Raw genomic sequence first — 26,180 nt, 5'->3', positions numbered from 1 at the left:
TTTATTGAGTGAAGTTGGCCAGTTCACGTTCCCGCTCCGATTGCTGTGTGTGGCGATGGTCGCGGGCCAACAGGCTGTACACCGTTGGCAGTACGAAGAGGGTAAACGCTGTGCCAATCAACATGCCGCAAATGATGACCAGACTCAGCCCTTGCCGACTCTGTGCCCCGGCGCCGGAGGCGAACAGCAGTGGGGTGAGGCCGACGACCATGGCAGCGGTGGTCATCAGAATAGGTCGCAGGCGGATTTTGGCGGCATGCAGAATGGCGGCGTGGCGGTCCAGCTGGTTGTGGAGTTGGGTTTCATTGGCAAAGGCGATCATCAAAATACCGTGCTTGCTGATCAGGCCAATCAAGGTCACTAAGCCGATTTGTGTGTAGATATTCAGCGTGGTCAGGCCCAAAGCCAGCGGCAGCAACGCACCGCACATTGACAGGGGGACAGTGAGCAGAATGATCAGCGGGTCGACGAGGCTCTCGAACTGTGCGGCCAGCACCAGATAAATGACGATGATCGCAAACAGAAAGGTCAGTACCAGCGTATTGCCTTCTTGCGTGTATTGGCGGGAGTCGGCGAGCCAGTCATGGCTAAAGCCCGGTGGCAGCGATTGCATGGCCTGTTCAAGCGCTGTTACGGCTTGGCCCATGGACACACCCGGCGCGGGGATGGCTTGTAGGGTGGCTGAGTTCTGTTGGTTGAATTGGTTGAGCTTGTTAGGTTCGACGGTTTGTTCAAGGCGTACCACTGCAGACAGTGGCACTAACTCACCATTGCGAGTGCGGATACGTTGCTCGCTGAGGCTTTCAGCGTTCAGGCGCGCTTCGCGGATGCTTTGCGGGATGACGTCATAGGAGTGGCCAAGCAGTCCGAAGCGGTTGACGTAGTTTTCCCCTACCAACACAGCCAGCGACTCAGCAATCGACTGCATGCTGATGCCCAGCAGATTAGCTTTGTCGCGGTCGACTGAAATCTTCACAAGGGGTGTGTTGAACTCCAGGTCACTGTCCACCACGGCAAACAGGCCGCTGTCCCGAGCCTGTTGCTTGAGGTTTTCCATGGCATCGAACAGGCTGTTGAAGTCCAGCGGTGATTGCAGCACCAACTGTATCGGCATGCCGCCTGTAGATCCGGGTAGCGCGGGTAGTTGGAAGGCAAAGATGTTGGTGCCTTCGACAGCATTCACTTTTTGTTGCAGGTCGTTTTGGATGGAGGAGGCGTCTCGTTCACGGCCTTTCCACTCAGTCAGGTTGATGCCGCCAAAACTGTTGGCTGGGCCGTCGGTGCCGTTGATGATCCAGCGGCTGGTGGTCTCCGGCAGCGTTTGAAACACCTCATCAAGTTTCAAGGAGAAGCGCTCGCTGTACTCTAAGTTGGCGTACTGAGGCGCCTTGATGACGGTGAGAATGCTGGCCTGATCCTCCACCGGGGCGAGTTCACGCTGCGTCTTTTGATACAGCCACGGCAGGCTGATAAACACCGCGATTGCCAGCAGGCAGATCAGCAGGCGCTGGTTCAGGGTGTGCTCCAGTAAGCGGGCGTAATGGTGAGTCAGCCAGTCGAAAAAGCGGTTGGCTTGGCGGGCCACATAGCTGTCGTCATCGTGATTGAGTAACAGGGATGACATAACCGGCGACAGGGTCAGGGCGACAATGCCGGAGATGATCACGGCACCCGCCAGGCTCAGGGCGAATTCGCGGAACAGCGCGCCAGTCAGCCCGCTCATAAAGCCAATTGGGGCGTAGACCGCTGCCAGGGTTAGGGTCATGGCGATGACCGGTCCGGTCACCTCGCGGGCACCGAGCAGGGCTGCGATCACCGGTGATTTTCCTTCGCTGATAAGCCGGTGGGTGTTTTCCACCACGACGATGGCATCGTCCACCACCAGCCCGATGGCCAGCACCATTGCTAGCAGGGTGAGCAGATTGACGCTGAAGCCAAAGGCGAGCATCAGGCTGGCAGCGCCAAGCATCGACAGCGGGATTGTCACCAGCGGGATCAGCACGGTACGGAACGAGCCGAGGCAGAAGTAGATGACCAACACCACAATTACCATCGCTTCAATCAGGGTTTTTACCACCTCGTCGATAGACGCCTGAATGAAACGGGCGGTCTCGAAGGCCAGTTCGACCTTAACCCCCGGCGGCAGGTTTTTACGGATGTCTTCAAGGCGTTGTTTGATGCCGTCCACGATCACCAGCGGGTTACCGAGAGGTGCAGCAAACAGCCCGATGTGCACGGCAGGCTTGCCGTCCATGAGCGCGCTGGTCTCAGTAGAGGCAGAGCCCAGCTCCACGTTACCTACATCTTTAACCCGAACCAGACCGTTGGCGTCGCTGTGGATCACCATCTCGCGGAACTGTTCGACGCTGGTCAGATCCGTGTCGATACGGATATTCGCGATCTGATATTGGCCCTTAATTCTACCGGGCGCTGCCTGGTAGTTTTCCGCCTGAATCGCTTGTGCGACTTGTTCGGCGGTCAGGCCGCGGGCGGCAAGGCGATCAGGATCGAGCCACAGGCGCATGGCCTGCCGCTGGCCGCCGAAGACCTGAATCTTGGCGACCCCCTCAATGGATGACAGGGATGGTTCAATGGCCCGGGATAAATAATCGGTCAGTGCAGAAACCGGCAGGTCTGCGCTGGAGAAACCGACATAAGCGACGGCAGTGGTGTCGCCACTGGAGCGTTCGATAACCGGGGCGTAAGCCTGCTCCGGCAGGCGGTAACCCACCTGATTAACCTTGGCCATCACTTCGCTCAGGGCGACGTTGGAGTCTTGCCCCAATCGCAGGCGTACATTGATGGTGCTCAAGCCCAGCACGGAGCTGCTGCTCATGTAATCCACGCCCTCGACCGAGGCCAGCGACTGGGCAATGGGTTGGCTGATAAACCCCTGAATCAGATCAGCAGGCGCACCGGGGTATTCGGTGGTGACAGTGATGGTAGCGTTTTCCAGTTGCGGGTACTGGCGGATGGGCAGGCGATCCAGCGCGAGCAGACCTAGCAACAGAAGCAGGGCGTTAACCACCAGCGACAAAACCGGGCGGCGGATAAACAGATCAGTAAAGGTCATGGCCGGGGCTCAATTGCAGCTTGCGTTGGCTCCAGGGCATTGCTTGATACTGCCTCAATTGGGGTGCCATCGCTGAGTTTGATCTGCCCGGAAACCACTACTTGATCGCCGGGGTTGAGGCCCTGAGAGATCTCAATACTGTCGGCATAACTGCTGCCGGTTGTCACCAGTACACGCTGTACGTGCAAGCCCTCGCCTGCGTCGCGGACGACAAACACCACTTTGCCGTAGGCCGTTGCCGTAACCGCTGTGCGTGGAACGTTGAGGCTGGGCTGTTGTTGTGGGCGGCGCACGCGGACCTCAGCAAACATGCCAGAGCGTAGCGTTGGATGCTGATCTTCAAGAATGGCTTGCAAGCGGGTCTGACGGTTTTCATCAAGGATGGGGTCGATGCTGATGATGCGGGCCTTGAACTGTTGGCCGGGCAGGGCGCGAACCTGCAGTTCGACCTGCTGCTCCTTGCTTAACTCGGCGCTGGTGCTTTCATCCAATGAAAAGTTTACGCGCAGGTGCTGATTGTCACTGAGGCTGGTAATAGGATCGCCGGGGTAGAGGTATTGACCTAAATTCACTTGGCGAATACCGGCTTGCCCATCAAAGGGTGCGCGGATTGTTTTCTGTGCGATCACGGCGCTGATTTGTTTCAATTCAGCAGCTGCCGCATCACGGTCAGCCAAGGCCTGATCGCCTTGCTCACGGGGCGCCGCGCCACTGGGGAGTAGCTGGCGGATGCGCTTAAGGCGTTGTTCCGCGTTGCGCAGTACGGCTGTTAGACGGGCCTGTTGGGCTAGCTCGGTCTCGGTATTGAGCGTCACCAACAGCTGACCTTTTTTTACTGCCTGCCCGGAATCGAAATGCAGCTGGGCAATTCGCCCGCCTAACTCTGCTGTGACGATGACTTGCTGGCTCGCCTCAAGCGTGCCCACGCTGCTGTAGTAGTGCGGCAGAACGCTGTTTTGAGCGGTGGCTAAGGCCACTTGCACCTTGGTCTGAGCGGCCTGCTGGGGGGGCTCCTGATTGGCTTCGTAGGTAAGTGCCACCCCTGCCAATACGGCAATGCCGAGCAAGCCAATAACGAGCCCTTTTTTCATTGTGAGGACCTCTGATCGCGGCCCTCCGACAGCTCAACGTGATGAGTCGCATTGATGGCCTGAGGCGGCTCGGTGGTTCTGGGCTGAGAGCTCCACTGCACCACAAGCATGCCGAGCAGAATCAACAACACTCCGCCCACACGCCCGAGGTTGATTTCTTTAAGCGGCAGGCCCATCAAACCGAAGTGGTCAATCAGCAACGACGCCAGCATTTGCCCGGCAATGACGCACACGATAAAGCCAGTTGCCCCCAAGCGAGGTGTTAGCAGCAAGGCCGCGCTGATGTAGATCACGCCCGCCACACCGCCCAGCCAGCCCCAGAACGGCAGTTGCCCTGCCTGCCCCAGCAGCGGGGCAGGTACTCGCAAGCTCAGCAGAACCGGCAATAACACCAGCAAACTGATCAGCAATGAAACCAGCGTCGCCCACAGCGGATGGCCCAGCGTGCGGCCCAGCGCGGCATTACTGCCGGCCTGGAACGGCACCAGCGCGCCGGCTACCAGGGCTGCGCCACCCAGCAGGATGGCGGGTGTTGAGAGTGAGCCGTTCATAGGTTTGCGCTCCATGCAGGGAAGATTGGAGCTAGTCTTGGCTATCAGAAAATTGAATGGAAATTCGTAATGTGCAGATTGGGTATTCGTTAAATGAATAATCCGCGTTCAGTAGACCTGAATCTCTTGGTCACCTTGCAGGCGTTGTTGGAGGAGAGGCACATCTCCCGCGCAGCGCTGCGTCTGCACCGCAGTCAGCCAGCGGTCAGCCATGCGCTGGCCAACTTGCGTCGGCAGTTCAATGACCCCTTGCTGGTGCGTCGCTCCGGTGGGCTGGAGCTGACACCCCGCGCTGTGGAGTTGCTGCCCGCGTTGAACCGCGCGTTGAGCCATGTGGGCGATTTACTGGACGCGCCGCAGTTTGATCCCGCGCAGTCTCAGCACAGCTTTCGCCTGGCCATGTCGGATTACGGCGCGCGGGTGGTGTTGCCCGCGCTGATCCGGACGTTGCGTCAGGTGGCACCGGGGATTGATCTGCTGGTCAGTTACGGCAGCCGGGAAGCCATGCTGGCGGATGTAACAGATGGTGAGGTGGATATGGCGCTGGGCGTATTCCCCGGCAGGCTCAGTGGCCGCCTGCGTATGCAGACGTTATTCGAAGAGCGCTTCGTGTGTGTGGCAGATGCTGCAACGGTGCCGCAAGGATCAGCGCTTAGTCAGGCGGACTGGCTGGCCCGGCCCCATGTGTTGGTGGCGACGCGTTCGGCTGCGGAGAACGAGATTGAACAGGCGCTGGCTCAGGCTGGCGTGCAGCGGCGCATTGCTGTGCAGTTGCCACACTGGAGTGTGGCTAATGAGTTGATTGCCGGAACCGATCTGATCCTGACGGTTGCTGAGCGCAATCTGGCGTCGCTGGCTCAAGACACGCGTCTTACACGTTTTGAGCCACCGTTCGAAATCAGTCCGTTCGATTTTCAATTGGTCTGGCATCAGCGGCGCGAAGGTGACGCCGCCCAGCACTGGCTACGCGAGCTGATAGTGGACATCTGTCAGGCGCAGGTTGGTGATCAGCCCGCTGTGTAGTCTTCAGTAATCGGCAAGACAAAGCTCTTGAACTCGTTGTCCTCAACAAAGCCGATGGACTGATAGAGCTTGTGTGCCACCTCGTTGTTCACGCTGGAGGCCACGCGCAGCCGCACGGCGTTGGTCTCTTTGGCCATCTGTTTAGCTTGTTGGATCAGGCGGTCGGCGACCAGTTGGCGGCGGGCGTCCTGGGCGACGTAGATGTCGTTGAGAATCCATACGCGCTTGAGCGACAGCGAGGAATAGCTCGGGTAGAGCTGGCAAAAGCCAAGAATCTTGTCGTCGTCATCCGGCAGGGCCAGGTAGATGATTGATTCTTTGCGCTTGATGCGGTTTTCCAGAAATTTGCGCGAAGAGTCCGGGTAAGGGATCTGCCCGAACAGTTCGCGGTAGTCGACGAACAGGGGCGTGAGTTGGTCCAAATGCTCAAGGGTGGCTTGCACAATTCGCATTAATGATCCTCCGGCTTCTAGGGGCTTCAGCGCTAAGTGAGGTTGCCGTTTGCGGAACTACTGTACAACCCAACCAAGCGTTTGCTTTGTTATTTTTTGCAGCGCTACGTCAGCAGAAAGTTTTTGCCGCTCTGGCCGTCGTTCAGTAATGGAATCTCCGCTTCGTCTTTCAGATTGACGCCTGAGAGTTGCCGCTTACTGGCCTCGCGCAGCAAGTAAAGCAGGCGGTGGCTGGCCATGGTGTAGCTCAGACCTTCAAGACGGATGTTGGAAATGCAGTTTCGGTCAGCGTCGGTGCGGCCGACCTTGGGAGCATAGGTGAAATACAGCCCCAGGCTGTCCGGCGAGCTGAGGCCCGGACGTTCACCGATCAGCATGATCACCATGCGTGCGCCCAGGCGCTCGGCCACTTCATCGGCCGCGGCGACGCGGCCTTGTTGTACCAATGCGATGGGAGCAAGGCTCCAGCCTTCCTGCGTGGCCATCTCGCGGATGCGCTCGATCATCGGTAACGCATGGTGCTGAACCGCCAAGGCAGACAGTCCGTCCGCCACGACGATTGCCAGATCGTAGCCAGCGCTTTGTTCGGCGCCATGCCGATCCAGTAGCGTGGCGGACTCTTCATCCAGCTTGCGTCCCAGATCCGGGCGTTGCAGGTAGGTGTCGCGGTCTTTTGCGGCGCTGTGCAGCTGCAGGCTTTGCAGATTCAGCCCAGTCAGTTCTGCGCTTAACGCCGCGTGATCAAACGGCAGGTGTACGGCATCGCGGGCCTGAGCATGGGCGTATTGAAACTCAAGCAACGGACGGGTCGGCAGGCTGGTGCCGGCGCGACCAAGGGCGATGCGGGCCGGTGTCAGTTCGCGCAGCTGTTGCCAGGGGTTGGCGATGGCGACGTCGGGGGCTTTCTTGTCAGTCATCTCGGCATCCTCAGCTCAGTTGTGCCAATGCCTGGCGGAAGGCCGCTGGCAGTTGCTCAGGCAGGCGTAGGTGCTCACCGTCTCGGTTGAAAATGCCCATACGCTGCAGCCAGCTCTCGAATTCCGGCGCGGCTTGTAGGCCGAGGGTTTGCCGCACGTAAAGTGCATCGTGGAAGGAGGTGGTCTGGTAGTTGAGCATCACGTCATCGGAGCCGGGAATGCCCATGATGAAGTTGATCCCGGCCATGCCGAGCAGGCTGAGGAGCATGTCCATATCGTCCTGATCGGCTTCGGCGTGGTTGGTGTAGCAAATGTCACAGCCCATCGGCAGGCCCAGCAACTTGCCGCAGAAGTGATCTTCCAGCCCGGCGCGGATGATCTGTTTGCCGTTGTAGAGGTATTCCGGGCCGATAAAACCCACCACGGTGTTCACCAGAAACGGTTTGTAATGGCGTGCAACGGCATAGGCACGGGCCTCGCAGGTTTGCTGATCGAGGCCATGGTGGGCGTTGGCGGAAAGGGCGCTGCCCTGGCCTGTTTCGAAATACATCAGGTTATTGCCGACGGTGCCGCGCTTGAGCGACAGCCCGGCTTCGTAGCCTTCCTGAAGAATTTGCAGGTTGATACCGAAACTGGCGTTGGCCGCTTCAGTTCCGGCGATCGACTGAAACACCAAATCCAGCGGCACGCCCCGGTTAATCGCCTCAATGGAGCTGGTGACGTGGGTCAGCACGCAGGACTGGGTGGGGATTTCATAACGCTGGATGACGGCGTCGAGCATTTTCAGCATGTCGCTGATGGTGCTGATGCTGTCAGTGGCCGGGTTGATGCCGATCACCGCGTCACCGTTGCCGTAGAGCAGACCGTCGAGAATGCTGGCGGCGATGCCGGACGGGGCGTCGGTCGGGTGATTCGGTTGCAGGCGCGTGGACATGCGTCCGCGCAGGCCAACGGTGTTGCGGAAGCGGCTGACCACGCGGATTTTTTGCGCCACCAAAACCAAGTCTTGCACGCGCATGATCTTGGAGACTGCTGCGGCCATTTCCGGCGTCAGGCCGGGGGCGAGGGCGCGCAGGCTGTCTTCGTTGGCGGCATCGCTGAGCAGCCAGTTGCGAAAGTCGCCGACTGTGAGGTGGCTGACCGGGGCAAAAGCGGCAGCGTCATGGCTGTCGATAATCAGCCGGGTGACTTCGTCGCTTTCGTAAGGGATCAGCGCTTCAGTCAGAAACTGTTTAAGCGGAATTTCCGCCAGCGTCATTTGCGCGGCGACTCGTTCCCCTGCCGTGCTGGCTGCAACGCCTGCCAGATAATCCCCGGAGCGGGCCGGGCTGGCTTTATTCATCACCTCGCGAATGCTGTCAAAGCGGTAAGTCGTGCCGCCAATGCTGTGCTGGAAACTGGACATCCTTATTCTCCTTGCTGGCCGGGCATGAACAGGCATGCCCGGCGCAGTGTGTCACTTCAACGTGGCCTCGGCTTCGCTGATGGCCGTGAACTCTTCTTCCGGTGTGCCCGCGACCAGATGGTGGCGGCTGTAAAGGGCGAAGTAGGCGATCAGTACAGCGTAGATAATCACAGCACCAATCACTACGCGCGGATCAACCAGGAAGCCTGCAACCACCGCCACACACGCCAGCGCCAGGGCAATACCGGAAGTCAGAATGCCACCGGGCGTGCGGTATGGGCGATGCAGGTCCGGACGGCGCACGCGCAGGGTGATGTGCGCGGCCATCATCAGCACATAAGAGATCGTCGCGCCAAACACCGCCACCAGAATCAGCAGATCGCCCTGGCCGGTGAGTGACAGCGCAAAACCGATCAGACCGGGCACCACCAGCGCCAGAACCGGCACTTTGTTTTTGTTGGTAACCGACAGCGAGCGCGGCAAGTAGCCGGCACGGGACAGCGCGAATATCTGCCGTGAGTAGGCGTAGATGATGGAGAAGAAGCTGGCGATCAATCCGGCCAGACCGATCAGGTTGACGAAGCTGCTCATCCAGGTGGATTCGCCGTAGGCAATGGTCAGCGCTTCCACCAGCGGGTTGCCTGAGGCTTTAAGGGCTTCAGCACCGGCACCTCCGGGACCAATCAGCAGAATTAACAGGGCAAAGGCCAGCAGCACCAACATGGCACCGATCAGGCCGCGAGGCATATCGCGCTGTGGGTTTTGCGTCTCTTCTGCCGCCAGCGGCACACCTTCCACTGCAAGGAAGAACCAGATGGCATATGGGATCGCTGCCCAGATGCCGACATAGCCCATGGGCAAAAAACTGCTGGCCCCGGCGGCTGTGGTTGGGGCGATATCGAACAGATTACTCAGGGAAAAGTGCGGCAGCATGCCCAGCAAAAATACGCCAAGCGCGAGAGCGGCCACGGCGGTGATGATAAACATCAGCTTCAGCGCTTCGCCTACGCCAAAGATGTGGATGCCGATAAATACGATGTAAAAAACCAGGTAAATGGCCCAGCCGCCGATGCCAAACAACGACTCACAGTAAGCGCCGATAAACACCGCGATAGCTGCAGGGGCAATGGCGTATTCGATCAGGATGGCAGTGCCGGTAAGGAAACCGCCCAACGGGCCAAAGGCGCTGCGGGCAAAGCCGTAACCGCCGCCAGCGGTGGGAATCATCGAAGACAGTTCAGCCAGGGAAAAGCACATGCACAGGTACATCAACGCCATCAGCAAGGTGGCGAGAAACATGCCGCCCCAGCCGCCTTGGGCTAAGCCAAAGTTCCAGCCGGCGTAGTCACCTGAGATGACATAGGCCACGCCCAGGCCGATCAGCAGAACCCAGCCCGCTGCGCCTTTCTTTAATTGCCTGTGTGCGAAGTAGTCGGCATCGACGTGCTCCAATTCGGTGCCTGCGGTGTGTCCCTGTGCTCTTAATTGTTCTGTTGTCATGACCAATCCTCGTCAACCGCCAGGTGCACTGCTCAGGTGAAACCTGGCGTCAGAATATGCGGGTGGGGCGAGCGTTGGATGTGGAGCAACTGCTGTGCCAATCCGTTATGCGTGGTTGGCTTGAAAGATGACCGGAAAATGACCATGGCGTTCAGCGTGATCAGACAGTCGGACACACGTACCGCACCCTCTTCGCCGGGGCGCCGCTGTGCTAACCTGCCTGCCACTATTTGATCGGGCCATTCCCGGCCGTGAACAGTGCGCACTGCGCTGTGTCCAACGGGCTCTGGACGCTGCAAGAGGTTATCCATGCATATTCATATTCTCGGCATCTGCGGCACCTTTATGGGTTCGCTGGCGGTGCTGGCCAAGGAGTTGGGCCACCGCGTGACCGGCTCCGACGCAAACGTCTACCCGCCGATGAGCACGCAGCTTGAGGCGCAGGGCATTGAGCTGACTCAGGGCTACGACCCGGCGCAGCTGGAACCAGCACCTGATTTGGTGGTGATCGGCAACGCCATGTCTCGTGGTAACCCGGCTGTGGAATACGTGCTGAACAAAGGTCTGCCTTATGTCAGCGGTCCGCAGTGGCTGGCAGATCATGTGCTGCAAGGCCGCTGGGTAATGGCGGTAGCGGGCACTCACGGTAAAACCAGCAGCTCCAGCATGCTCGCTTGGGTGCTGGAACATGCGGGCATGGGCCCCGGCTTCCTGATTGGTGGCGTGCCGCAGAACTTCGGTATTTCTGCACGCTTGGGCAACACGCCGTTCTTTGTGGTGGAGGCGGATGAATACGACAGCGCCTTCTTCGACAAGCGCAGCAAGTTTGTCCATTACCACCCGCGCACGGCGATTCTGAACAACCTTGAGTTTGATCACGCCGACATCTTCCCTGATCTGCCAGCGATTGAGCGGCAGTTCCACCATCTGGTGCGCACTATCCCAAGTGAAGGGCTGGTGATTCACCCGACTACCGAGCCTGCGCTGAAGCGCGTGATCGAAATGGGCTGCTGGACGCCGGTGCAGACCACCGGTGAGGGCGGTCAGTGGCAGGCGCGCCTGCTCAGTGAAGACGGCTCGCGTTTTGAAGTGAGCTTCGAGGGCAAGGTCGCTGGCGTGGTGGACTGGCAACTGACTGGCCAGCACAACGTCGCCAACGCGCTGGCCGTGCTGGCTGCTGCGCGCCATGTCGGTGTGGTACCGGAATTGGGCATTCAAGCGCTGGGCCTGTTTATTAACGCCAAGCGCCGTATGGAAAAAGTCGCCGAGGTCAATGACATCACTATCTTTGATGACTTCGCTCACCACCCGACTGCCATCGCCACCACATTGGATGGCCTGCGCAAACGCATCGGCAATGCCAAACTGATTGCGATTGTGGAGCCGCGTTCTAACTCGATGAAGCTCGGCGCGCACCGCGATGGTCTGCCTGAGTCGGTGAAACTGGCCGATTCGGTGTACTGGTACGCACCGGCGAATCTGGGCTGGGATCTGGCCGCCACAGTTGCCAGCTCGCCGGTTAAAACTCAGGTCTGTGATTCATTGGAGGCCATCATCGCTGGTGTTAAGGCTGAAGCTGAGCCGGGCACGCAAGTGGTGGTGATGAGTAACGGCGGCTTTGGCGGCTTGCATGGCAAGTTGGCGGCGGCGCTGGCATAAAGGAGTAGCGGCATGAACGGTCCTGAACGCATCACATTGGCCATGACCGGCGCGTCCGGCGCGCAATACGGTCTGCGCCTGCTGGATTGCCTGGTGCAGGAGGACCGAGAGGTGCACTTCCTGATCTCCAAGGCGGCGCAATTGGTGATGGCTACCGAAACGGATGTGAGCCTGCCCAATAAGCCGCAGGCCATGCAAGCGTTTCTCAGTGAGTACACCGGCGCAGCGCCAGGGCAAATTCGTGTGTACGGAAAGGAAGACTGGATGGCCCCTGTGGCCTCCGGCTCCGGCGCTCCGGCAGCTATGGTTGTGGTGCCGTGCAGCACCGGCACCTTGTCGGCGATTGCTACTGGCGCGTGCAATAACCTGATTGAGCGCGCGGCGGATGTTGCGATCAAAGAACGCCGCCAATTGATTCTGGTGCCGCGTGAGGCGCCATTCTCCAGCATTCATCTGGAGAACATGCTCAAGCTGTCGAACATGGGCGTGACCATCCTTCCAGCAGCGCCGGGCTTCTATCACCAGCCACAGACCATTGATGACCTGATCGACTTTGTCGTCGCGCGGATTCTCAATTGCCTGGGCATCCCACAAGACATGCTGCCGCGTTGGGGCGAGCATCATCAGAACTCAACCGATGACTAAACAGGCCGCAGGCGTAGGGCTGGCGCTGGCGATGCTGAGCAGTGTCAGCGGCTGCGCCACCGTGCGCACGCTGGACGCCGCCAAAGTCGATGCACCGGTGATTTATGCCGGTACGAGGCTCGATCTGTATGCCATGCAGGGCGGTTGCTGTGCGGTGGATAAGTTTGGTGCTGAAGCACCTAAATATCCTGCCCTGGATCTGCCCGGTAGCGCCTTGCTGGATACGCTGTTGCTGCCGCTTTCGCTGGCGACAGAGTTGGGCATTGGTTTGGGTGTCAGTGGCGGGCTCTGAGGCTCTTTATGCCACTTCTGCCCAGCCTTGGTAGATATAGGCCATTGGCTTAGGGCCTTTGATATAGCGGTTGTGCAGTTCACCAATCCGGAAACCGCCAGCTTCCAGTAATGCGCTGATATCCCGGTTCAAATGGCAACCGCCAGCAAGCGGCTTCCAGACTGGCGTCAGCCGATTCTGCCAGCGCAATACCGGCAGCTCAGGTGATTTGCCGTGCTCACAAAACAGCAAGCGGCCACCGGGTTTGAGCACCCTGCGCATCTCTTTAAGGGCGGCGACGGCATCGGGAATGGTGCAGAGGGTGAAGGTGCAGACAATGCTGTCGAACGAGGCATCTTCGGCCTGAATCTGCCCCAGCTCCAGAGCAATCATCTCCACCGGAATACTGATCGCTGCAACGCGTTCTTTAGCGCGCTGTTGCATGGCCGCATTGGGATCGACACCGACAATCACATCGACTTTTGCCGGGTCGTAAAAGCTCAGGTTTAGTCCGCTACCAATGCCGATCTCCAGCACCCGGCCATGGGCTTGGGGCACGATCTGTGAGCGGGCTTTCATCACGGTGCCTACACCACAGGCGTAGTCGATCAAATACGGCAGAACGTAACGGTCGTACAGGCCCATGGGCTGGCTCCGTGTTATGGCATGGTCAGGCGTGGTCGCTCTTTTTCTGAGCAGACTCTGCGACTTCTCCGGTCACACCACTGGCAACCACGCTTGCGCCAATGACCGCTGTGTTTGGTGCTGTGCTGGTGGTGATTTGGGTGACGGTTGAGCTGATGTTGCGCGTGTAGGCTGCAATCTCCACGCCTCCGCGCATGTGTGCCGATACGGTTTGCGGCGTCAGGATAGTGCGGGTGACGGTACCGGTCACTGTTTTGAACAGGTTGCCCAGAGCTGAAACAATGGAAATGATCAGCAAGACAATGAACGGCAGTGCCAACCACATCAGGCTGAGTTTTAGTAGCCCCTCGCGGTAGGGGAGCACTTGTAGTTTGCGGCAGTAAATTACGGCAGCAAGCAGATAGATTGTGGCTAGCGCGGCGAAGGGGGCTAGGTCATCAACCTCAATCTCCAGAATGGTCCTGCACAGAAATACGCCATAAAAGATCAGGCTGAGCTTCAAGTCAGGCCAGAGGTTTTTCAGGCTGCCCAGAGTCCGTTTGAGGTTGTAGATAACAAAACCGAGCAGGATGAGCCAGCCCACAACAGGGATAAAAGCCAGTGCCAGTATGGCGAATGACAGTAGTAAGGCTTTGAAAATTCCGTGGTGCAGGTCTTTATGGAAAATGTAGTAAATGAAGTAGCCGAGCCCGACAGGCCAGACAATCAGCAACGGAAACATTGCTGTTTCGGAAGGTAGGCTAAAGCTGAGAATACCAACTGCGACCATCAAGCTTAGGTACAGGTATCCGCGCTGATTCATGCTGACTCCTGGCATTTTTTTATTGTTCGAAGGGCTGTGCTGATTTCACTCAGCTCTTGTTGATCTGACAGTTTTTTATTAGCTCTCGCCAGCGTCTTCGTCGTCTGGCTGGTCGTTGTTGTCGCCGCTGAACGCTTCGAAGCATTTGATCCGGTGCTGGGCATCAGCACCTGCTATCAGCCAGCTATCACTGTCGGCGTCGTATTGAGCGGCGAGTACTTGCGCCAGGCTGAACTTCCATTTGCGCAGGTTGCGTCCGTCCATGCATTCGATGCTCAGCAGCGGTGTTTCGCTGGCGCTGGATGAGCCTGCCGCGTGTTGTTGCAGCTGTTCTTCGTCCAGATCAAATTGCCAGGCATGTAGCTCGTCAATTTCCAGCATGTCGGTGTTGAGCAGGGCGTCGAGCAGGGTGGTTGTGGTCATAACGTGTCTTTACTTCTGTTAGCGGCCGAGACGGCGCAGTTGGTCTGATTCGATAATGCGGCAACCGGAATCGTCTTCCAGTGCCAGTCGCCACATGGCATGGGCCAGCACGTTAGCACTGATGCCGCGGTATTTACCCGGCAGCAGCCGGGACAGCGGAGCGGCCAAACGTTCGCCGAGGCGAAATTCTTTACGCGGCCCGATCAGCAGTGACGGGCGGACAATGGTCAGTTGTGGCCAGTTCTGTGCTTTGAGTGCTTGTTCCGTTTCACCTTTGATGCGGTTGTAGAAAACACCGGAGTTAGCGTCTGCGCCGATCGCACTGATGACCAGCAGATGCCGCGCGCCCAGTTCGAGGGCGCGTTGCGCAAAGGCAATTACCAAGTCGTGATCAACAGCACGAAAGGCGTCTTGTGATCCGGCTTGTTTGATCGTGGTCCCGAGGCAGCAAAAGGCTACATCAACCGGGCCGCTGAGTTGGAGCAGCAATTGCTGCAGGTCGCCGATTGGGTTTTCCAGATGCGGATGGCTGGCAAGCGGCCGGCGGCTTGGGGCCACCACGCGGGTAACGGTAGGCTCGTTGAGCAACCGGTCAAGCAGGTGCTCGCCTGTCAGGCCGCTGGCTCCGGCAATCAGGATGTGCTGGGGCGTCAGGTGCATGGCTGAATCACTCCGTCAGACGCTTGGCTGTGTTTCTTTGAGCATAGGGTCATTGAGGAGTTTCCGCCTCTTCTCCCAGCGCTTGCTCGGCCTGATACTCGCGCAGCTTGTTCCACTGGGAAATCACAGATTTGGGGGCCCAGATCTGAGGCTCGGATGGCTCAAAACCGTCGTCCTTTTCACGCTCGGCAACACTGGCTTGGGCCAGCTCAAAGGCGCGCTGAAGATCGTCGGTTTCCTGTAAGGCTTCGGCAAACAGGGCACGACCGAAGTAGGTGAAGTCGTTTTCTTCCGAGCAGCCGAAAGAGACCCGGTCGGCGCGTGCGGCGGTCATGACCAGGGTCTTTTCGTCTTTGACGGCCGGGATAAATCCGCCGGAGTAGCAGGCAGAGATCACCAGCACTTTGTAGCGGTCTTTCAATGGTTTGAGCAGATCGGCCAGTTGGTTTGCCGGTAGGTCGTTGAGTTGCAGGCGCGGTTGGTCGAGGTTGAGTTCGTGTTCGGCAGAACCATGGCTGGTGAGGTAGATGAAGACAACGTCTTCAGGCCCGGTTTTTTCTGCCAGCGCATGCAGGCTACGGCCTAGGGTGGTGCTTGTGGCCAGCGGGCGGTCGGCGAGGTGGTCGCGGTGGTTGGTCAGTCTGATCAGACCATGGGCGGCGAAACGGTCTTTGAGTAGTTTGCCTACGTAATCCGCCTCACGCATAAATACGCTCTGCTTACCGTCGCCGGCTAATGTCAGTGCGTACAGCTCAATGGCCGGAGTTGAGGCTGGCAGTGCAGCGATCTCCTGATCCAACAGGCGGCCTTGTTCGAGCAGGCCTTGCTCCAGTGGGTCAGGCAAGTTTTTGCCTTGCGCGTCTTTTACCAGGCGCCCCCGTAGCCAGGTTCCACTCTGCTGAGTGCCGTCTGCCAATGTTAGGGTGCCTGTGCCCTGATAACCACCGTAATAAAAACTGCCTTCGTACTGGCCGCCATCAGCCAGTGTCAGTTTGCCTTCGCCGTGATAGCGCCAATTGCTGAACTGGCCCTGATAGCGCTCGCCGTCTGCGCCTATGTACTCGCCCTTGCCGGTAAAGCTGCCATCGGCGAACTGGCCATTCCAGACATTACCTTCCGGGGTCTGGAAACGACCTTTACCGTGGAACTGGTGATTACGGAATTCACCGCTGTAGAGCGTGCCGTCTTGACCTTTGTAGCTGCCCAGACCGTTGAGTTGATTGTTCTTGAAGGTGCCGATGTACTGGTTGCCTTCCTTATCAGTCAGGATGCCCTGGCCGTCTGGCTCATCTTTCTTGAACTGGCCCTGAAAGCTGCCGCCGTTTTTCCATTCGAGTTTGCCCAGGCCCTGATAATGACCACGACGGAGTTCGCCGCGGTATTCGCTGTATTTGTTTTTATAGTGGCCTTCGCCGTGTGGGTCGCCTTCAAAGAAGCTGCCCTGGTAGGTGCTGCCGTCTGCATAGGTCATCAGGCCAAGCCCGTGGGGGAGGCCATCTTTAAATTCGCCGACGTAGGTCTCACCGTTGTTTTTGTGCCATTCGCCCTTGCCGTTGAACTGGCCGTCTTTAAAGGTGCCGGTGAAATAGCTGCCGTCTTTGTAGTCAAGTCGGCCCTGGCCTTGTAACAGTCCGTCGACTACTTCGCCCCGGTAGCGCCCGCCATCTGGCAGCACTGCATCTGGCGGCAGTAGCGGCTCTCCGTCGCCGCAGGCGGTCAACATGAGTGCAATGCTTAAAGGGGCCAGCGGGGCAAGGAAGCGCATAGTGGTCGTCCGGTGAGAGGTGCGGGGTAAGTATGCCTAGGATTTTCCGACGGGTGTATGAGGTTAAAGGAGGACTGGACTGAACGGCCGAAGGAGCAGTTTTTCGTGGTCGAAGCCGCTCCTGACGCTGTTCAATGACATGCGCAGGAGCAGTTTTAGCCGCGATTGGCCTGTTTTAACAGGCTCAGATGAAGCAGAGCGTGAGAGGCTCAGCAATATAGGCGGGCTTTTCCGAACCCTCGATTTCCAGTACTGCTTTGGCTTTTAGTAGCCATTGCCCGGGATTTTTTTCGGTGGCCTCGGTCAGCGTAACCACCAAGCGCACCTTTGAGTTGACCTTGACCGGCTGGATAAAACGCACGCTGTCCAGGCCGTAGTTAACGGCCATCTTCAGACCTTCAGGAACGATCATGATGCCTTCCATCAGTTTTGGCACCAGTGACAGGGAGAGGAAGCCGTGGGCGATTGTGCTGCCGAACGGGGTGAGTTTGGCTTTTTCCGGGTCGACATGGATGAACTGATGGTCGCCGGTGCACTCGGCAAACTGATTGATCCGCTCCTGATCGATAGTCAGCCAGTCGGAACGACCGAGTTCTTTACCTACGTAGCTGGCGAGTTCAGCGGTGGGTACTGATTTCATGGCTTCTCCTTAAGGACATCTTGTTTTTTATTGTTGGATCCTGAAGCGGCTAGATCACCATGCCCTCGGATTAGGGTCAAGAGCCCTGCGCGCGTGGCAGAAGCTCGGTCTGAGGTGCTAATCGGGTCCCTTAGGCCGGGCGTTTGAGGGGGGATGGGCATATAATGCGCGGGCTTATGGCTTCAATCATAAGATTCGGAGATACCCCATCATGTTGTTACGCGGCCTTACCTGGCTGGTGCTATGCCAATTAATGGGCACGGCATTAAATGCTTTGCTGTTGCCGATGCTGCCCGGGCCGATCCTCGGCATGGTGTTGCTGTTTGCATTTCTATTATTCCGGGGCGAAGTTTCCGAACCGCTGCAGCAGGCCTCCGGCAGCTTGCTGAAATACCTGCCGCTGTTGCTGGTGCCGCCTGCTGTTGGGGTGATGGCCTATGCCGAGCCGATCGCCAGAGATTTCTGGCCGCTGGTGGGGGCGCTTGGCCTGTCGCTAGTGGTGTCTCTGGTGTTTGCCGGTTGGCTGATGCAGAAACTGATCAACCGCCAAGCGCGTAAGGAGGATGTATGAGCCTTGAGTGGCAGGCCGCCTGGGATGCGGTTATTCACCATCCGCTGTTTGGGGTCGGTATCACGCTTGGGGCTTTCCAGCTGGCCGTGGCTGCCTACGAGAAGACCCGCTGGGTATTCCTGCAGCCGGTGTTGGTCTCGACACTGGTCATTATCGGCATATTGCTGGCCTGCGGCCTGACCTTTGACGAGTACAGAAACAGCGCAACCGCTCTGACGCTGTTCCTTGGCCCGGCTACAGTGGCGTTGGCTGTGCCGCTGTTTATGAACCTGAAGCGCATCCGTCAGTTGTTCTGGCCGGTGGTTATTACCCTGCTTGTGGGTGGTTTGTTCGCCACGCTGTTGGGCATAACGCTGGGCTGGCTGTTCAATATGGACCAGACGCTGTTGATGAGTCTGGCTCCTAAGTCGGTGACATCGCCAATCGCCATGCTGGTGGCTGAAGAAGTTGGCGGGATTGCGGCGCTTGCTGCGGTGTTCGTCATGCTTACCGGAATTCTCGGAGCGATTGTCGGCCCTTCACTGCTCAAATTATTTGGCGTGACTCATCCTGCGGCTATTGGTCTGTCGCTTGGCATCACATCCCATGCTGTGGGTACCTCGCGTGCCTTGCAGGAGGGTGAGGAGTGCGGTGCTTTTTCGGCGTTGGCCATGAGCCTGATGGGGATGCTGACAGCGGTTTTGATGCCGCTGGCCATTCTGCTGTGGTGACAAGGAGAACTGCGTGATATTGCCACTGTTTCCTCTCAATACCCTGCTGTTTCCGGGCTGTGCACTGGATTTGCAGATATTCGAAAAACGCTATCTGGACATGATCAGCCGCTGTATGCGCCAGGGCGAAGGCTTTGGTGTGGTGTGCATTCTGCAGGGTAGTGAGGTGGGCGAGGCGGCATCGCAGTTCTCCGCGATTGGCTGTGAAGCGCTGATTCGCGATTTTGAGCAACTGCCCAATGGCCTGCTGGGGATTCGCGTAGAAGGTGGTCGCCGCTTCCGTGTTGAGAAGGCTCAGGTGCTGCCGGATCAACTCACGATGGCTGAAGTCGAGTGGCTGGATGATGAGCCGGATCAGCCGCTGGGGCTGGAGCACGAGGATCTGGTTGCGTTGTTACGGGCGCTGACAGCGCACCCGATGGTGCAGTCATTGGGCATGAATCACGACCTTAGCGGGCAGGCCGCACTGGCCAACCAGCTTGCCTACCTTCTGCCGCTGGAGTTGCCGCATAAGGTTCAGCTGCTGGAAATGGATCGGGCTGATCAGCGTCTGCATCTGCTGCAGGATGTCTTGCAGCAGATGCAGGAAGGCACTCAGTAGCGGTACAGCATGAGGCCGGCTGAGTATTCCCAAGTGCTGATACCGCCCAACAAGGCCAGTACCGCAGGCAGGATCAGCCACCAGACTTTTGCCGGCAGCGCCTGCATTGGCGTACGCCATTGCACGATGGCGAGAGTCAGTGCGCAAATGCAGCCCGCGAGCATCGCTCCGGCGATCACATCCGTTGGCCAATGCACGCCCAGATAGACCCGTGATACGGCAATCGCCCCGGCTGGAATACTTGCCAGCAGCAGCCAGGTCAGGCGCATGCGTGGCGGTTGGTTGCGCCCGGCCAGCAGACCTAATACCAGAAATAGTGCAAATGCCGCAGAGCTGTGGCCGCTGGGGAAGCTGTAACTGCTGAGGGGCTCCAGCAGCACATCGGGCCTTGCGCGGGAGAACAGGTGTTTAAGCAGACCGTTAGCCAGCGCTGAGCCCAGCGTTGCTCCGGCCGCCAGCGCCAGTGCGCGCCATTTACGGGTGATCAGCAGAACCAGGCAGAGCAGAACTGCAGCCGCCAATTGGGTGTGGAAATCACCCAAGCGGGTGATCAGCACCATGACTTTGTCCAGGGTCGCCGTTCGCTGCTCCTGAATAACCGCCATTAGCCCCTGATCCAGTTGAGTCAGCAGTGGCCAAGTACTCATCAGCGCGATCAGCAGGACCAGGCTGGCTACTGCCGCCAGCAGGCTGGCGTGACGTTGAGCGCGCATGCTGCCCTGGATGCTCAGGCCTACGACTACCGCAACACCAGCGGCGACAGCGCCAGCTTGTGGCCAGAAGCCTTCGGGAAGGGGCAGACGCAGCGCCGCGCCGGTGGCCCAGCCCGGCAGCATGTAAGCGATGGACCAGCCAGCAGCAGCCACCAGGCTGACCAAAATAAAGCGCGGCAGCGGCATGCTCAGCATCCCGGCTACCATCGGCAGCATGGGTCGCAGCGGGCCGATATAGCGCCCTACTAGTAGGCTGGCTACGCCGTAGCGGTTGAAGTAAGCCTCAGCAGATGTCAGCCATTGAGGGTGGTCACGCAGGATCGGCAGGCGTCGGATGTCCTGATGGAAATAATGGCCGATGGCGTATGACAAGGCGTCGCCGAGCAGTCCACCCAAGTACGCGAGCAGCAGGGTTTCCCACAGACCAAGCGCGCCATTGCCGGCCAGTACGGCAACTGCAAACATCAGGATGGTGCCGGGAACAATAATCCCGGCAATTGCCAGGCATTCCACGCAGGCAATCAGAAAAATAGCCAGGCCCAGCCATTCGGGATTCGCGCCCAGCCATTGCGTCAGAGTGTCGAGCCATTGGCTCATTTTTCAGCACCTTCAGGTCAGTAATTGATAATCCTTGCCTGCGACTTGTCCGCGTCTTAATGGATTGCGGGTACAGAAGCGGGCAAAGTCAGCGTCTACAAAACGGTACGGCAGGTGTTCGTCACGGCCGCGAGGAATGCCCAGGCGCGGGCACTGCACAATGGCGGCCGGGTATTGACCGACGTCCTCGACAAATAGTTTCTCGGGATCAAAGCACTGCGCATCCCAGTCCGGCACTTTTAAGCCTAGTGCTTTGCAGAGCAATGTCTGACCGTTGCAAAGTTTTTCGACAGGCCGTATCTGTCCGTTGGCGTCCGGGTTGTTGGCCTGCATCCGGGCCAGACTTTCGGGGCCGCTGTGCTGATCCTGAAACGGATAGGCTGATTTGATCAGAACCGCATTACCGGGGCCGTTCGCGCTGAAATTAAGCGAGTCCCCACCACGGGCGTAATACATATAGATGTGCCCGCCATCCATAAACAGCGCCCGGCGCTTATGAGTAAAACCGAGTGAGGCATGGCTGCCTTTGTCTTCAAGGTAATAGGCTTCGGTTTCGATGATGCGTACGCTCAGCCAGAGATCGCCGGCCTTTTGGCGGATTACCTTGCCCAGCAGTTCGCGGGCGAGTTGGCCGGCATCGCGGTTAAAGAAGCTGTCCGGCAGTGCGCGGCCTTGTGGCCAGGGCAAACTAAGGTTGGGTTTGGCAGGCATCAGGTGGGTTGCTCATGACGCAGCGGATAGGCTGGCGGGATGCCAATAATAAGGGCGAGTACCATGTCTACGCGAGCCCGGGCCAGCAGTGCCCATATCAGCCCAAGTGCACATTTCACCGGTTATGTTTGGTATCGCCATAATCTCTCGGACCCTGCCTTCGTGACCGGATTCGGACGTTTCGCCCACACCGTTTTGCGCCCGCTCACAGCGCTGGCGCGACGTGGCTTCGGCTTGGATCTGGAACATCTGCTGTTACAACGTCATCGCTTTATTGATGAGCGTCTGCATGCAGCCATCGAACAGCAGGGCGTTACCCAGATTGTTGAAATCGCCTGCGGTCTGTCCCCGCGTGGGCGGCGCTTTGTGCAGGCGCATTCGCATATCCGTTATATCGAGGCTGATCTGCCGGATATGGCCGAGCGTAAACGTCAGCTGCTGGGCCGTACCGGCTGGTTGGGGGAGCATCAGCAGGTCTGTGCTGTGGATATTCTGGCGACAGATGGCGAGCTGGCCTTAAGCAATCTCTTTGCCCGACTGGATAAAACCCAACCTGTCGCGGTGATCACCGAAGGGTTGGTCAATTACTTTGAGTTGTCTGCGATTGAGGGTTTCTGGACGCGACTGGCTGAGCAACTCAGCCTGTTTCCGAGTGGCCGCTACCTGACAGACCTTTACCCCGATTTGCAAGACCACCCGCGCTACCGCCAGATGCGCTGGGGTGTTGATTTGGTCGGGCGTCTGACCCGCGGCAGCTATCCGCTGCATTACCGTGATGAGGTTGCAATCGAAGCAGGCTTCAAAGGCTGTGGTTTTGCTGCTGTGCAGGTGTTTGATCCGGCAGCGCAGCAGGGCGACAAGAGCGGCTTACTGCGCATGGTGGAAGCTACTGCTTAACGCCTCAGCCTGGTTGAAGGGACTTTTCGTAGACTCACAGTCTATCCAGATCGCGCAGGGTAACGCTCAGCTCACCGGTTTGCGCCTGAATATTCACCTCGGCAAAGAACTGAAACCCGGCAAGCGGTGAGGCATTTGGCGAGGAGGGGCCTTCTGGAAGATCAACTGTGGGCCAAATGTGCCATCGAGTTCGTTTGGCCCGGAAATGCCTGCGTTCAGCGGTCCTGCGACAAACTCCCAGAATGGCTCAAAATCCTGAAATGCAGCTTTTTCGGGTCGTAATAGTGGGCTGCGCAGTAGTGCACGCCGTCGGTGATCTGTGGTCGTTCTTTATGGGAGGCAATAACCGCCGGGTCCAGAGCAGGCATCAGCAGGCCAGCGACGGCGGCTTGAATGATATGGCGTCGGCCTAAGAGGAGTTTGCTCATCAGTACGTCGTGTCTTTGCTGCGCAACAGCAACCTATGCAGTTGTTGTGACATCGCTGTGACAAGACGCAGAGCAGCGGAGGTCCGCAGAACCTCCGCTGGGGAAGGGGATTAGCGTGGCTTAGCGCAGAGGGCCGTATTCAGCAGGTACCCAGGCGTAGCCATTCTGCTCGCTGCGTACATGGCCGATTCCCGGGAAGGGCAGGTGCGCACCGGCGATCCACCAGCCGTTGTCCGCTACTTTTTTCAGCAGCTCCTTGCGGGTTTTGATGGCTTGTGTGGAGTCCACATCAAACTCCATGGACACTTCTGGGTGCTGCATCTGTACGGCGTGGGAGTGAATGATGTCGCCCCACAGCAGCAGGCTTTGCTCGGCGGACTGAAGTAGGAAGGAGGTATGGCCCGGAGTGTGTCCCGGCGTAGGTACCACACTCAGACCGGGCACCAGCGCATCACCCTGCTTAAAGGTGTGGTACTTGCCAGCATCTTTATACGGCTGCACGGCTGCCTTGGCCATTTGGTAAAGGCCCTTGGCGGCTTCCGGTGCCGCTGCGGCGACTTTCTCGCTCAGCCAGAAGTCTGCATCGGCTTGGGCTGCCCACAAACTTGCGTTGGGGAAGGCGGCCTTGCCTTCGGCACTGGTTACGCCGCACAGATGATCGGGATGCATGTGGGTGACCAGGATGGTGTCCACGTCGCTGGGTTTATAACCGGCGGCTTCGATGTTCTGAACAATATTGCCCAGGGTTGGGCCAAAGCACTTGGCTGCGCCGGCATCAACCAGCACGAGGTTGTCGCGGGTGTGAACCAAGTAGGCATTTACCGCGGTCTGGAAGCCGGGGTCGGTTTTCTGAAATGAACGCGCAAGGAGTTTTTCAATCTCCTTGCCTTCCATGCCTTTGAGCAGCGAAGGGGCCAGTTCCACATAGCCGTCATACAGCGCGGTGACAGTGGCGTCACCGATAGCCAAACGGAAATAACCGGGTACCTGCTCGGTTTGCGCTGCAGGCGCGGCTAATGCAGCGGTGCTGCCCAGTGCGCTGCAGATGCCGAGTGACATAGCCAGGAACAGAGAGCGAAGCGGTTGTGTCGCAGAGGTGGCGTGCATGATGGCTCCATGTGGTCAGTCAGGCTTAAGGGATTCAGCTGAGTGAATAACCGCAAGGTGTACTGCCCACAGCGGGTGGAGTCAACGCGTTGTGGCCAAAATGGCCGCTGTACATGGGTTAGGGGAGCAGCTAAGGGCTTTGCCGGGCACGTTCCGTGTGCGCGGCAGAGTGAGCTGGATCAGAGGCTCATGTTGCCTTCGACTTCCTGAATCTTACGGCGGGCCAAGGCTAGGTTGGCCTTGTTCTTGTCCAGTACGTAATAAATGAACACGCCTTCAGAGGACGCAAGAGGCCGAATGATGTGGTACTGCTTGCCCAGGGTGATCAGCATGTCCTCGATCACATCATTGAGGTTCAGGGATTTCATGGTCTTGATTTTGGCCCGCACCACTTCCGTGTTGCCTGCCGCTGCCAGTTCCATGTCCACACCTGAGCCGGCCTCGCCCAGCAGCATGCCGCTGTTGGCGTCTACCACCGCCGATGCCAGAGCACCGTCGAGTTGCAGAAGGGCGGTGAGGGATTCTTGGATAGTTGCCATTGTTATTCTCCTTTGCGTGTTTTCGAGTTATGCATGCCGGGCTACACGAAGGCCCAGGATGTTTCAGCTAGCCTTCGACACGCGGCTGACCGCGCGCTTGGCGAGGTAGAGGACTTGCCCGAGTACTTCATTACGGGCTGCGACTAAATTCAGGATCATTGGGTAGAGTGGGTGCGGGATGTCGATGATCACGACATAGCCTTCGTCGGCCTCGACGACCACGTTCTGATACTGGCCAATCTCACTCTCCACGCCCACCATCGCCCCAAGGGCAGATATGGAGCAGGCCATGGCGGCCAGCTTGGAGACTTCCACGCCTGCCCGGGCGCGAGCCGCCACTTCAAAGCCATCAGAGGTGGCAATCACCCCAGCGCTAAGGCCGGATAGTGAGTTCATCAGTTCATCCAGTTCTGCCTGCGCCTGCTTTTGCAGGTGCTGAAACAGTTCGGGGTTTGCCGCGCTGAGTTGAGTCATGCCTGAGCTACCTGATGTTCGAGTTGTAAAAGAAGGAGGTCGAGCAAGGCCAGCACTTGGTTCTTGTCACGTACATCGGCACTGAGTACCGGACAGATCACGCCGTGATCGGCGAGGCATTTGGCATAACTATCGAGCTCGCCATAAGCCTGTGGATCCAAGCGACCAACCGCGACAACGCAGCCAGTGCGAGCAATCAGCTCGGCAAAGTTGGTCAGGTAAATGCTCAGGTCTGCCACCGGATCTGGACGGCTGTGATCCAGCAGGATGACCAGTCCCAGCGCGCCTTTGGCAAGGATTTGCCACATAAAGGAAAAACGCTGCTGGCCTGGTGTGCCGTACAGGCGCAGTTGTTCGCCGCCGGGCAGGGTCAGCTCTCCGTAATCCAGGCCGACGGTGGTTTTTTCCTTATGCAGAGTCGGGTCGTTGTTCTGCACGTCGGTGGTGACCGGCGGAATCTCGCTGATGGCGGCGATGGCGGTGGTTTTGCCAGCGCCCATCGTGCCGGTAAACAGAATCTTGTATTCGCTCATGGACTCTCCGTCTGGCCTGACGACAGGCCCAGATGGGCCCGCAAACGGGCGAAGAAGCCCTGTGGGGCACTCTCAGTACGGGGCTGTGCAGGCTTGCTCTCTGCCAACAGTAAGCCGCCGTCATGCAGGGCTTTGAGGCACTCAAGACAGGCGTCTAGGCTGATCCCGCTACGCTCGCTAAGTTCGCGGGCACTGAGGGCGCGAGCTCCGAGTAGGGTGGCCAAACGCAGGTTGCCTGGCGCGCGGCCTAGAATTTCCTGGGGCGGCCAGCAGCTCAGCTTGTAAGCGCTGTCGGGGTTAAACGCGGTGGAAGGAGTGGACTGCTCAAGCAGCCGCGCCACCTGCTCAAGGCGCTCGAAAACTTCGTTGGCGCGCAACGGCCAGTGGACGCTGAGACCATGACTGTCGGTCGGCCGATAGGCAATCTTGAGTACGGCGCGGGCGCGCTGATCCGCACTGACGTTGCTGCTGTCGGCCCCCAATATCAGCAAATCGGGCTCGCCGCTTTGCACATGCTGCCATTGATTGTGCGTACGCCCGGCCAGCAAGCCGACAATCGACTTGAACACCACCTCATCGCGCACGTTCAGGTGCGCAAAGGCGTAAGTGAAATTATCCCGCTGGTTCAGTTGAGGCATGAGTCCGCCTCCACTGTCGTACCTGTCAGCTTGGGTGGCTCACTGTGAATCAGAACCCTGTTCATCCGTTTACCCCTGCTCAAAGGGGAGGTGCCTAGGGGCTGAAATAGCGGAAAGCGCCACTGGAAGGTGGCTCATT

28 protein-coding genes and 1 pseudogene are annotated in these 26,180 nt (G+C 58.4%); 8 read left to right on the top strand and 21 right to left on the bottom strand.

Translation table 11 applies throughout. The features are described from left to right. Window position 1 precedes the first annotated feature (1 nt). The 3 genes from AO726_RS20330 to AO726_RS20320 are packed head-to-tail and all read right to left on the bottom strand — an operon-like array spanning window position 2 to window position 4,715. Window positions 2–3,073, bottom strand: coding sequence for a MexW/MexI family multidrug efflux RND transporter permease subunit (locus AO726_RS20330; protein WP_058069942.1), 3,072 nt, complete (start codon window positions 3,071–3,073; stop codon window positions 2–4). Continuing rightward, window positions 3,070–4,164, bottom strand: a complete 1,095-nt coding sequence (locus tag AO726_RS20325) for an efflux RND transporter periplasmic adaptor subunit (protein ID WP_058069941.1) — start codon at window positions 4,162–4,164, stop codon at window positions 3,070–3,072. The genes AO726_RS20330 and AO726_RS20325 overlap by 4 nt, the downstream gene beginning before the upstream one ends. Beyond that, complete coding sequence (locus AO726_RS20320; RefSeq protein ID WP_058069940.1) at window positions 4,161–4,715, bottom strand: DMT family transporter; 555 nt, start codon at window positions 4,713–4,715, stop codon at window positions 4,161–4,163. The genes AO726_RS20325 and AO726_RS20320 overlap by 4 nt, the downstream gene beginning before the upstream one ends. Window positions 4,716–4,808: 93 nt before the next feature. On the opposite strand from AO726_RS20320, the gene AO726_RS20315 reads away from it, so the two are divergent. Beyond that, the gene (locus tag AO726_RS20315) at window positions 4,809–5,738 is read left to right on the top strand and encodes a LysR family transcriptional regulator (RefSeq protein WP_058069939.1); all 930 of its coding nucleotides are present in this window, start codon (window positions 4,809–4,811) and stop codon (window positions 5,736–5,738) included. Here AO726_RS20315 and AO726_RS20310 read toward each other — a convergent pair. From AO726_RS20310 to eat, 4 genes are all read right to left on the bottom strand, one after another. Continuing rightward, a complete protein-coding gene (locus AO726_RS20310) occupies window positions 5,723–6,190 on the bottom strand; it encodes a GNAT family N-acetyltransferase (protein WP_058069938.1) in 468 nt (155 codons plus the stop codon). The genes AO726_RS20315 and AO726_RS20310 overlap by 16 nt on opposite strands. Window positions 6,191–6,294: 104 nt before the next feature. Then, on the bottom strand, window positions 6,295–7,107 hold the full coding sequence (eutC, locus tag AO726_RS20305; protein ID WP_058069937.1) for an ethanolamine ammonia-lyase subunit EutC: 813 nt from the start codon (window positions 7,105–7,107) through the stop codon (window positions 6,295–6,297). Between the two features lie 10 nt (window positions 7,108–7,117). Continuing rightward, a complete protein-coding gene (locus AO726_RS20300) occupies window positions 7,118–8,512 on the bottom strand; it encodes an ethanolamine ammonia-lyase subunit EutB (RefSeq protein ID WP_058069936.1) in 1,395 nt (464 codons plus the stop codon). 51 nt (window positions 8,513–8,563) lie between these two features. Beyond that, on the bottom strand, window positions 8,564–10,012 hold the full coding sequence (eat, locus tag AO726_RS20295; protein ID WP_058069935.1) for an ethanolamine permease: 1,449 nt from the start codon (window positions 10,010–10,012) through the stop codon (window positions 8,564–8,566). 309 nt (window positions 10,013–10,321) lie between these two features. Here eat and mpl point away from each other — a divergent pair, with 309 nt between their 5' ends. The 3 genes from mpl to AO726_RS20275 are packed head-to-tail and all read left to right on the top strand — an operon-like array spanning window position 10,322 to window position 12,608. Continuing rightward, entirely contained in the window at window positions 10,322–11,671 is a 1,350-nt protein-coding gene (gene mpl / locus AO726_RS20285) for a UDP-N-acetylmuramate:L-alanyl-gamma-D-glutamyl-meso-diaminopimelate ligase (protein ID WP_058069933.1), read from the top strand. Between the two features lie 12 nt (window positions 11,672–11,683). After that, on the top strand, window positions 11,684–12,316 hold the full coding sequence (ubiX, locus tag AO726_RS20280; protein ID WP_058069932.1) for a flavin prenyltransferase UbiX: 633 nt from the start codon (window positions 11,684–11,686) through the stop codon (window positions 12,314–12,316). Beyond that, on the top strand, window positions 12,309–12,608 hold the full coding sequence (locus AO726_RS20275; protein WP_058069931.1) for a YceK/YidQ family lipoprotein: 300 nt from the start codon (window positions 12,309–12,311) through the stop codon (window positions 12,606–12,608). Before ubiX ends, AO726_RS20275 begins: the two co-directional genes overlap by 8 nt. A 6-nt stretch (window positions 12,609–12,614) precedes the next feature. Here the strand turns inward: AO726_RS20275 and AO726_RS20270 are convergent, their stop codons facing one another. The 6 genes from AO726_RS20270 to AO726_RS20245 form a co-directional block, all read right to left on the bottom strand. Then, window positions 12,615–13,232, bottom strand: a complete 618-nt coding sequence (locus AO726_RS20270; protein ID WP_058069930.1) for a class I SAM-dependent methyltransferase — start codon at window positions 13,230–13,232, stop codon at window positions 12,615–12,617. Between the two features lie 25 nt (window positions 13,233–13,257). Then, complete coding sequence (locus AO726_RS20265; RefSeq protein WP_058069929.1) at window positions 13,258–14,034, bottom strand: hypothetical protein; 777 nt, start codon at window positions 14,032–14,034, stop codon at window positions 13,258–13,260. A gap of 78 nt (window positions 14,035–14,112) precedes the next feature. Further along, entirely contained in the window at window positions 14,113–14,457 is a 345-nt protein-coding gene (locus AO726_RS20260) for a DUF5629 family protein (RefSeq protein ID WP_058069928.1), read from the bottom strand. An 18-nt stretch (window positions 14,458–14,475) separates the two neighbouring features. After that, complete coding sequence (locus AO726_RS20255; protein WP_058069927.1) at window positions 14,476–15,117, bottom strand: oxidoreductase; 642 nt, start codon at window positions 15,115–15,117, stop codon at window positions 14,476–14,478. 49 nt (window positions 15,118–15,166) lie between these two features. Next, the gene (locus AO726_RS20250) at window positions 15,167–16,840 is read right to left on the bottom strand and encodes a C13 family peptidase (RefSeq protein WP_446737437.1); all 1,674 of its coding nucleotides are present in this window, start codon (window positions 16,838–16,840) and stop codon (window positions 15,167–15,169) included. A 226-nt stretch (window positions 16,841–17,066) separates the two neighbouring features. Continuing rightward, window positions 17,067–17,522 (bottom strand): MaoC family dehydratase, encoded by a 456-nt coding sequence (locus AO726_RS20245; RefSeq protein ID WP_058069925.1) that lies wholly within the window; start codon window positions 17,520–17,522, stop codon window positions 17,067–17,069. 211 nt (window positions 17,523–17,733) lie between these two features. Here AO726_RS20245 and AO726_RS20240 point away from each other — a divergent pair, with 211 nt between their 5' ends. The 3 genes from AO726_RS20240 to AO726_RS20230 are packed head-to-tail and all read left to right on the top strand — an operon-like array spanning window position 17,734 to window position 19,404. Beyond that, window positions 17,734–18,093 carry a CidA/LrgA family protein gene (locus tag AO726_RS20240; protein WP_058069924.1) on the top strand — a complete coding sequence of 120 codons (360 nt, stop codon included), beginning with the start codon at window positions 17,734–17,736 and terminating at the stop codon, window positions 18,091–18,093. Then, on the top strand, window positions 18,090–18,803 hold the full coding sequence (locus AO726_RS20235; RefSeq protein ID WP_058069923.1) for an LrgB family protein: 714 nt from the start codon (window positions 18,090–18,092) through the stop codon (window positions 18,801–18,803). Before AO726_RS20240 ends, AO726_RS20235 begins: the two co-directional genes overlap by 4 nt. A 13-nt stretch (window positions 18,804–18,816) precedes the next feature. Continuing rightward, on the top strand, window positions 18,817–19,404 hold the full coding sequence (locus AO726_RS20230) for an LON peptidase substrate-binding domain-containing protein (protein WP_058069922.1): 588 nt from the start codon (window positions 18,817–18,819) through the stop codon (window positions 19,402–19,404). Here AO726_RS20230 and AO726_RS20225 read toward each other — a convergent pair. After that, complete coding sequence (locus AO726_RS20225) at window positions 19,398–20,714, bottom strand: bifunctional DedA family/phosphatase PAP2 family protein (RefSeq protein ID WP_058069921.1); 1,317 nt, start codon at window positions 20,712–20,714, stop codon at window positions 19,398–19,400. The genes AO726_RS20230 and AO726_RS20225 overlap by 7 nt on opposite strands. A gap of 12 nt (window positions 20,715–20,726) precedes the next feature. Then, window positions 20,727–21,425 (bottom strand): DNA-3-methyladenine glycosylase, encoded by a 699-nt coding sequence (locus tag AO726_RS20220; protein ID WP_058069920.1) that lies wholly within the window; start codon window positions 21,423–21,425, stop codon window positions 20,727–20,729. Between the two features lie 63 nt (window positions 21,426–21,488). On the opposite strand from AO726_RS20220, the gene AO726_RS20215 reads away from it, so the two are divergent. Then, the gene (locus AO726_RS20215) at window positions 21,489–22,322 is read left to right on the top strand and encodes a class I SAM-dependent methyltransferase (protein WP_058069919.1); all 834 of its coding nucleotides are present in this window, start codon (window positions 21,489–21,491) and stop codon (window positions 22,320–22,322) included. Window positions 22,323–22,356: 34 nt separating this feature from the next. Here AO726_RS20215 and AO726_RS21065 read toward each other — a convergent pair. The 6 genes and pseudogenes from AO726_RS21065 to AO726_RS20185 form a co-directional block, all read right to left on the bottom strand. Continuing rightward, window positions 22,357–22,639, bottom strand: a pseudogene (locus tag AO726_RS21065) (alkaline phosphatase D family protein); the annotation flags it as partial. 231 nt (window positions 22,640–22,870) lie between these two features. Next, window positions 22,871–23,857 carry an MBL fold metallo-hydrolase gene (locus tag AO726_RS20205; RefSeq protein WP_058069917.1) on the bottom strand — a complete coding sequence of 329 codons (987 nt, stop codon included), beginning with the start codon at window positions 23,855–23,857 and terminating at the stop codon, window positions 22,871–22,873. Window positions 23,858–24,036: 179 nt separating this feature from the next. Then, on the bottom strand, window positions 24,037–24,396 hold the full coding sequence (locus AO726_RS20200) for a hypothetical protein (protein ID WP_058069916.1): 360 nt from the start codon (window positions 24,394–24,396) through the stop codon (window positions 24,037–24,039). Between the two features lie 63 nt (window positions 24,397–24,459). After that, window positions 24,460–24,870, bottom strand: coding sequence for a roadblock/LC7 domain-containing protein (locus AO726_RS20195; RefSeq protein WP_058069915.1), 411 nt, complete (start codon window positions 24,868–24,870; stop codon window positions 24,460–24,462). Continuing rightward, window positions 24,867–25,403: a GTP-binding protein gene (locus AO726_RS20190; protein WP_058069914.1), complete on the bottom strand. Its 537-nt coding sequence runs from the start codon at window positions 25,401–25,403 to the stop codon at window positions 24,867–24,869. The genes AO726_RS20195 and AO726_RS20190 overlap by 4 nt, the downstream gene beginning before the upstream one ends. Continuing rightward, window positions 25,400–26,041 (bottom strand): winged helix-turn-helix domain-containing protein, encoded by a 642-nt coding sequence (locus AO726_RS20185; protein ID WP_058069913.1) that lies wholly within the window; start codon window positions 26,039–26,041, stop codon window positions 25,400–25,402. The genes AO726_RS20190 and AO726_RS20185 overlap by 4 nt, the downstream gene beginning before the upstream one ends. Window positions 26,042–26,180 lie beyond the last annotated feature (139 nt).

This window comes from Pseudomonas sp. TTU2014-080ASC, assembly GCF_001446935.1.
Taxonomy (GTDB): Bacteria; Pseudomonadota; Gammaproteobacteria; order Pseudomonadales; family Pseudomonadaceae; genus Aquipseudomonas.
This window is presented reverse-complemented; position numbering and strand designations above follow the sequence as displayed.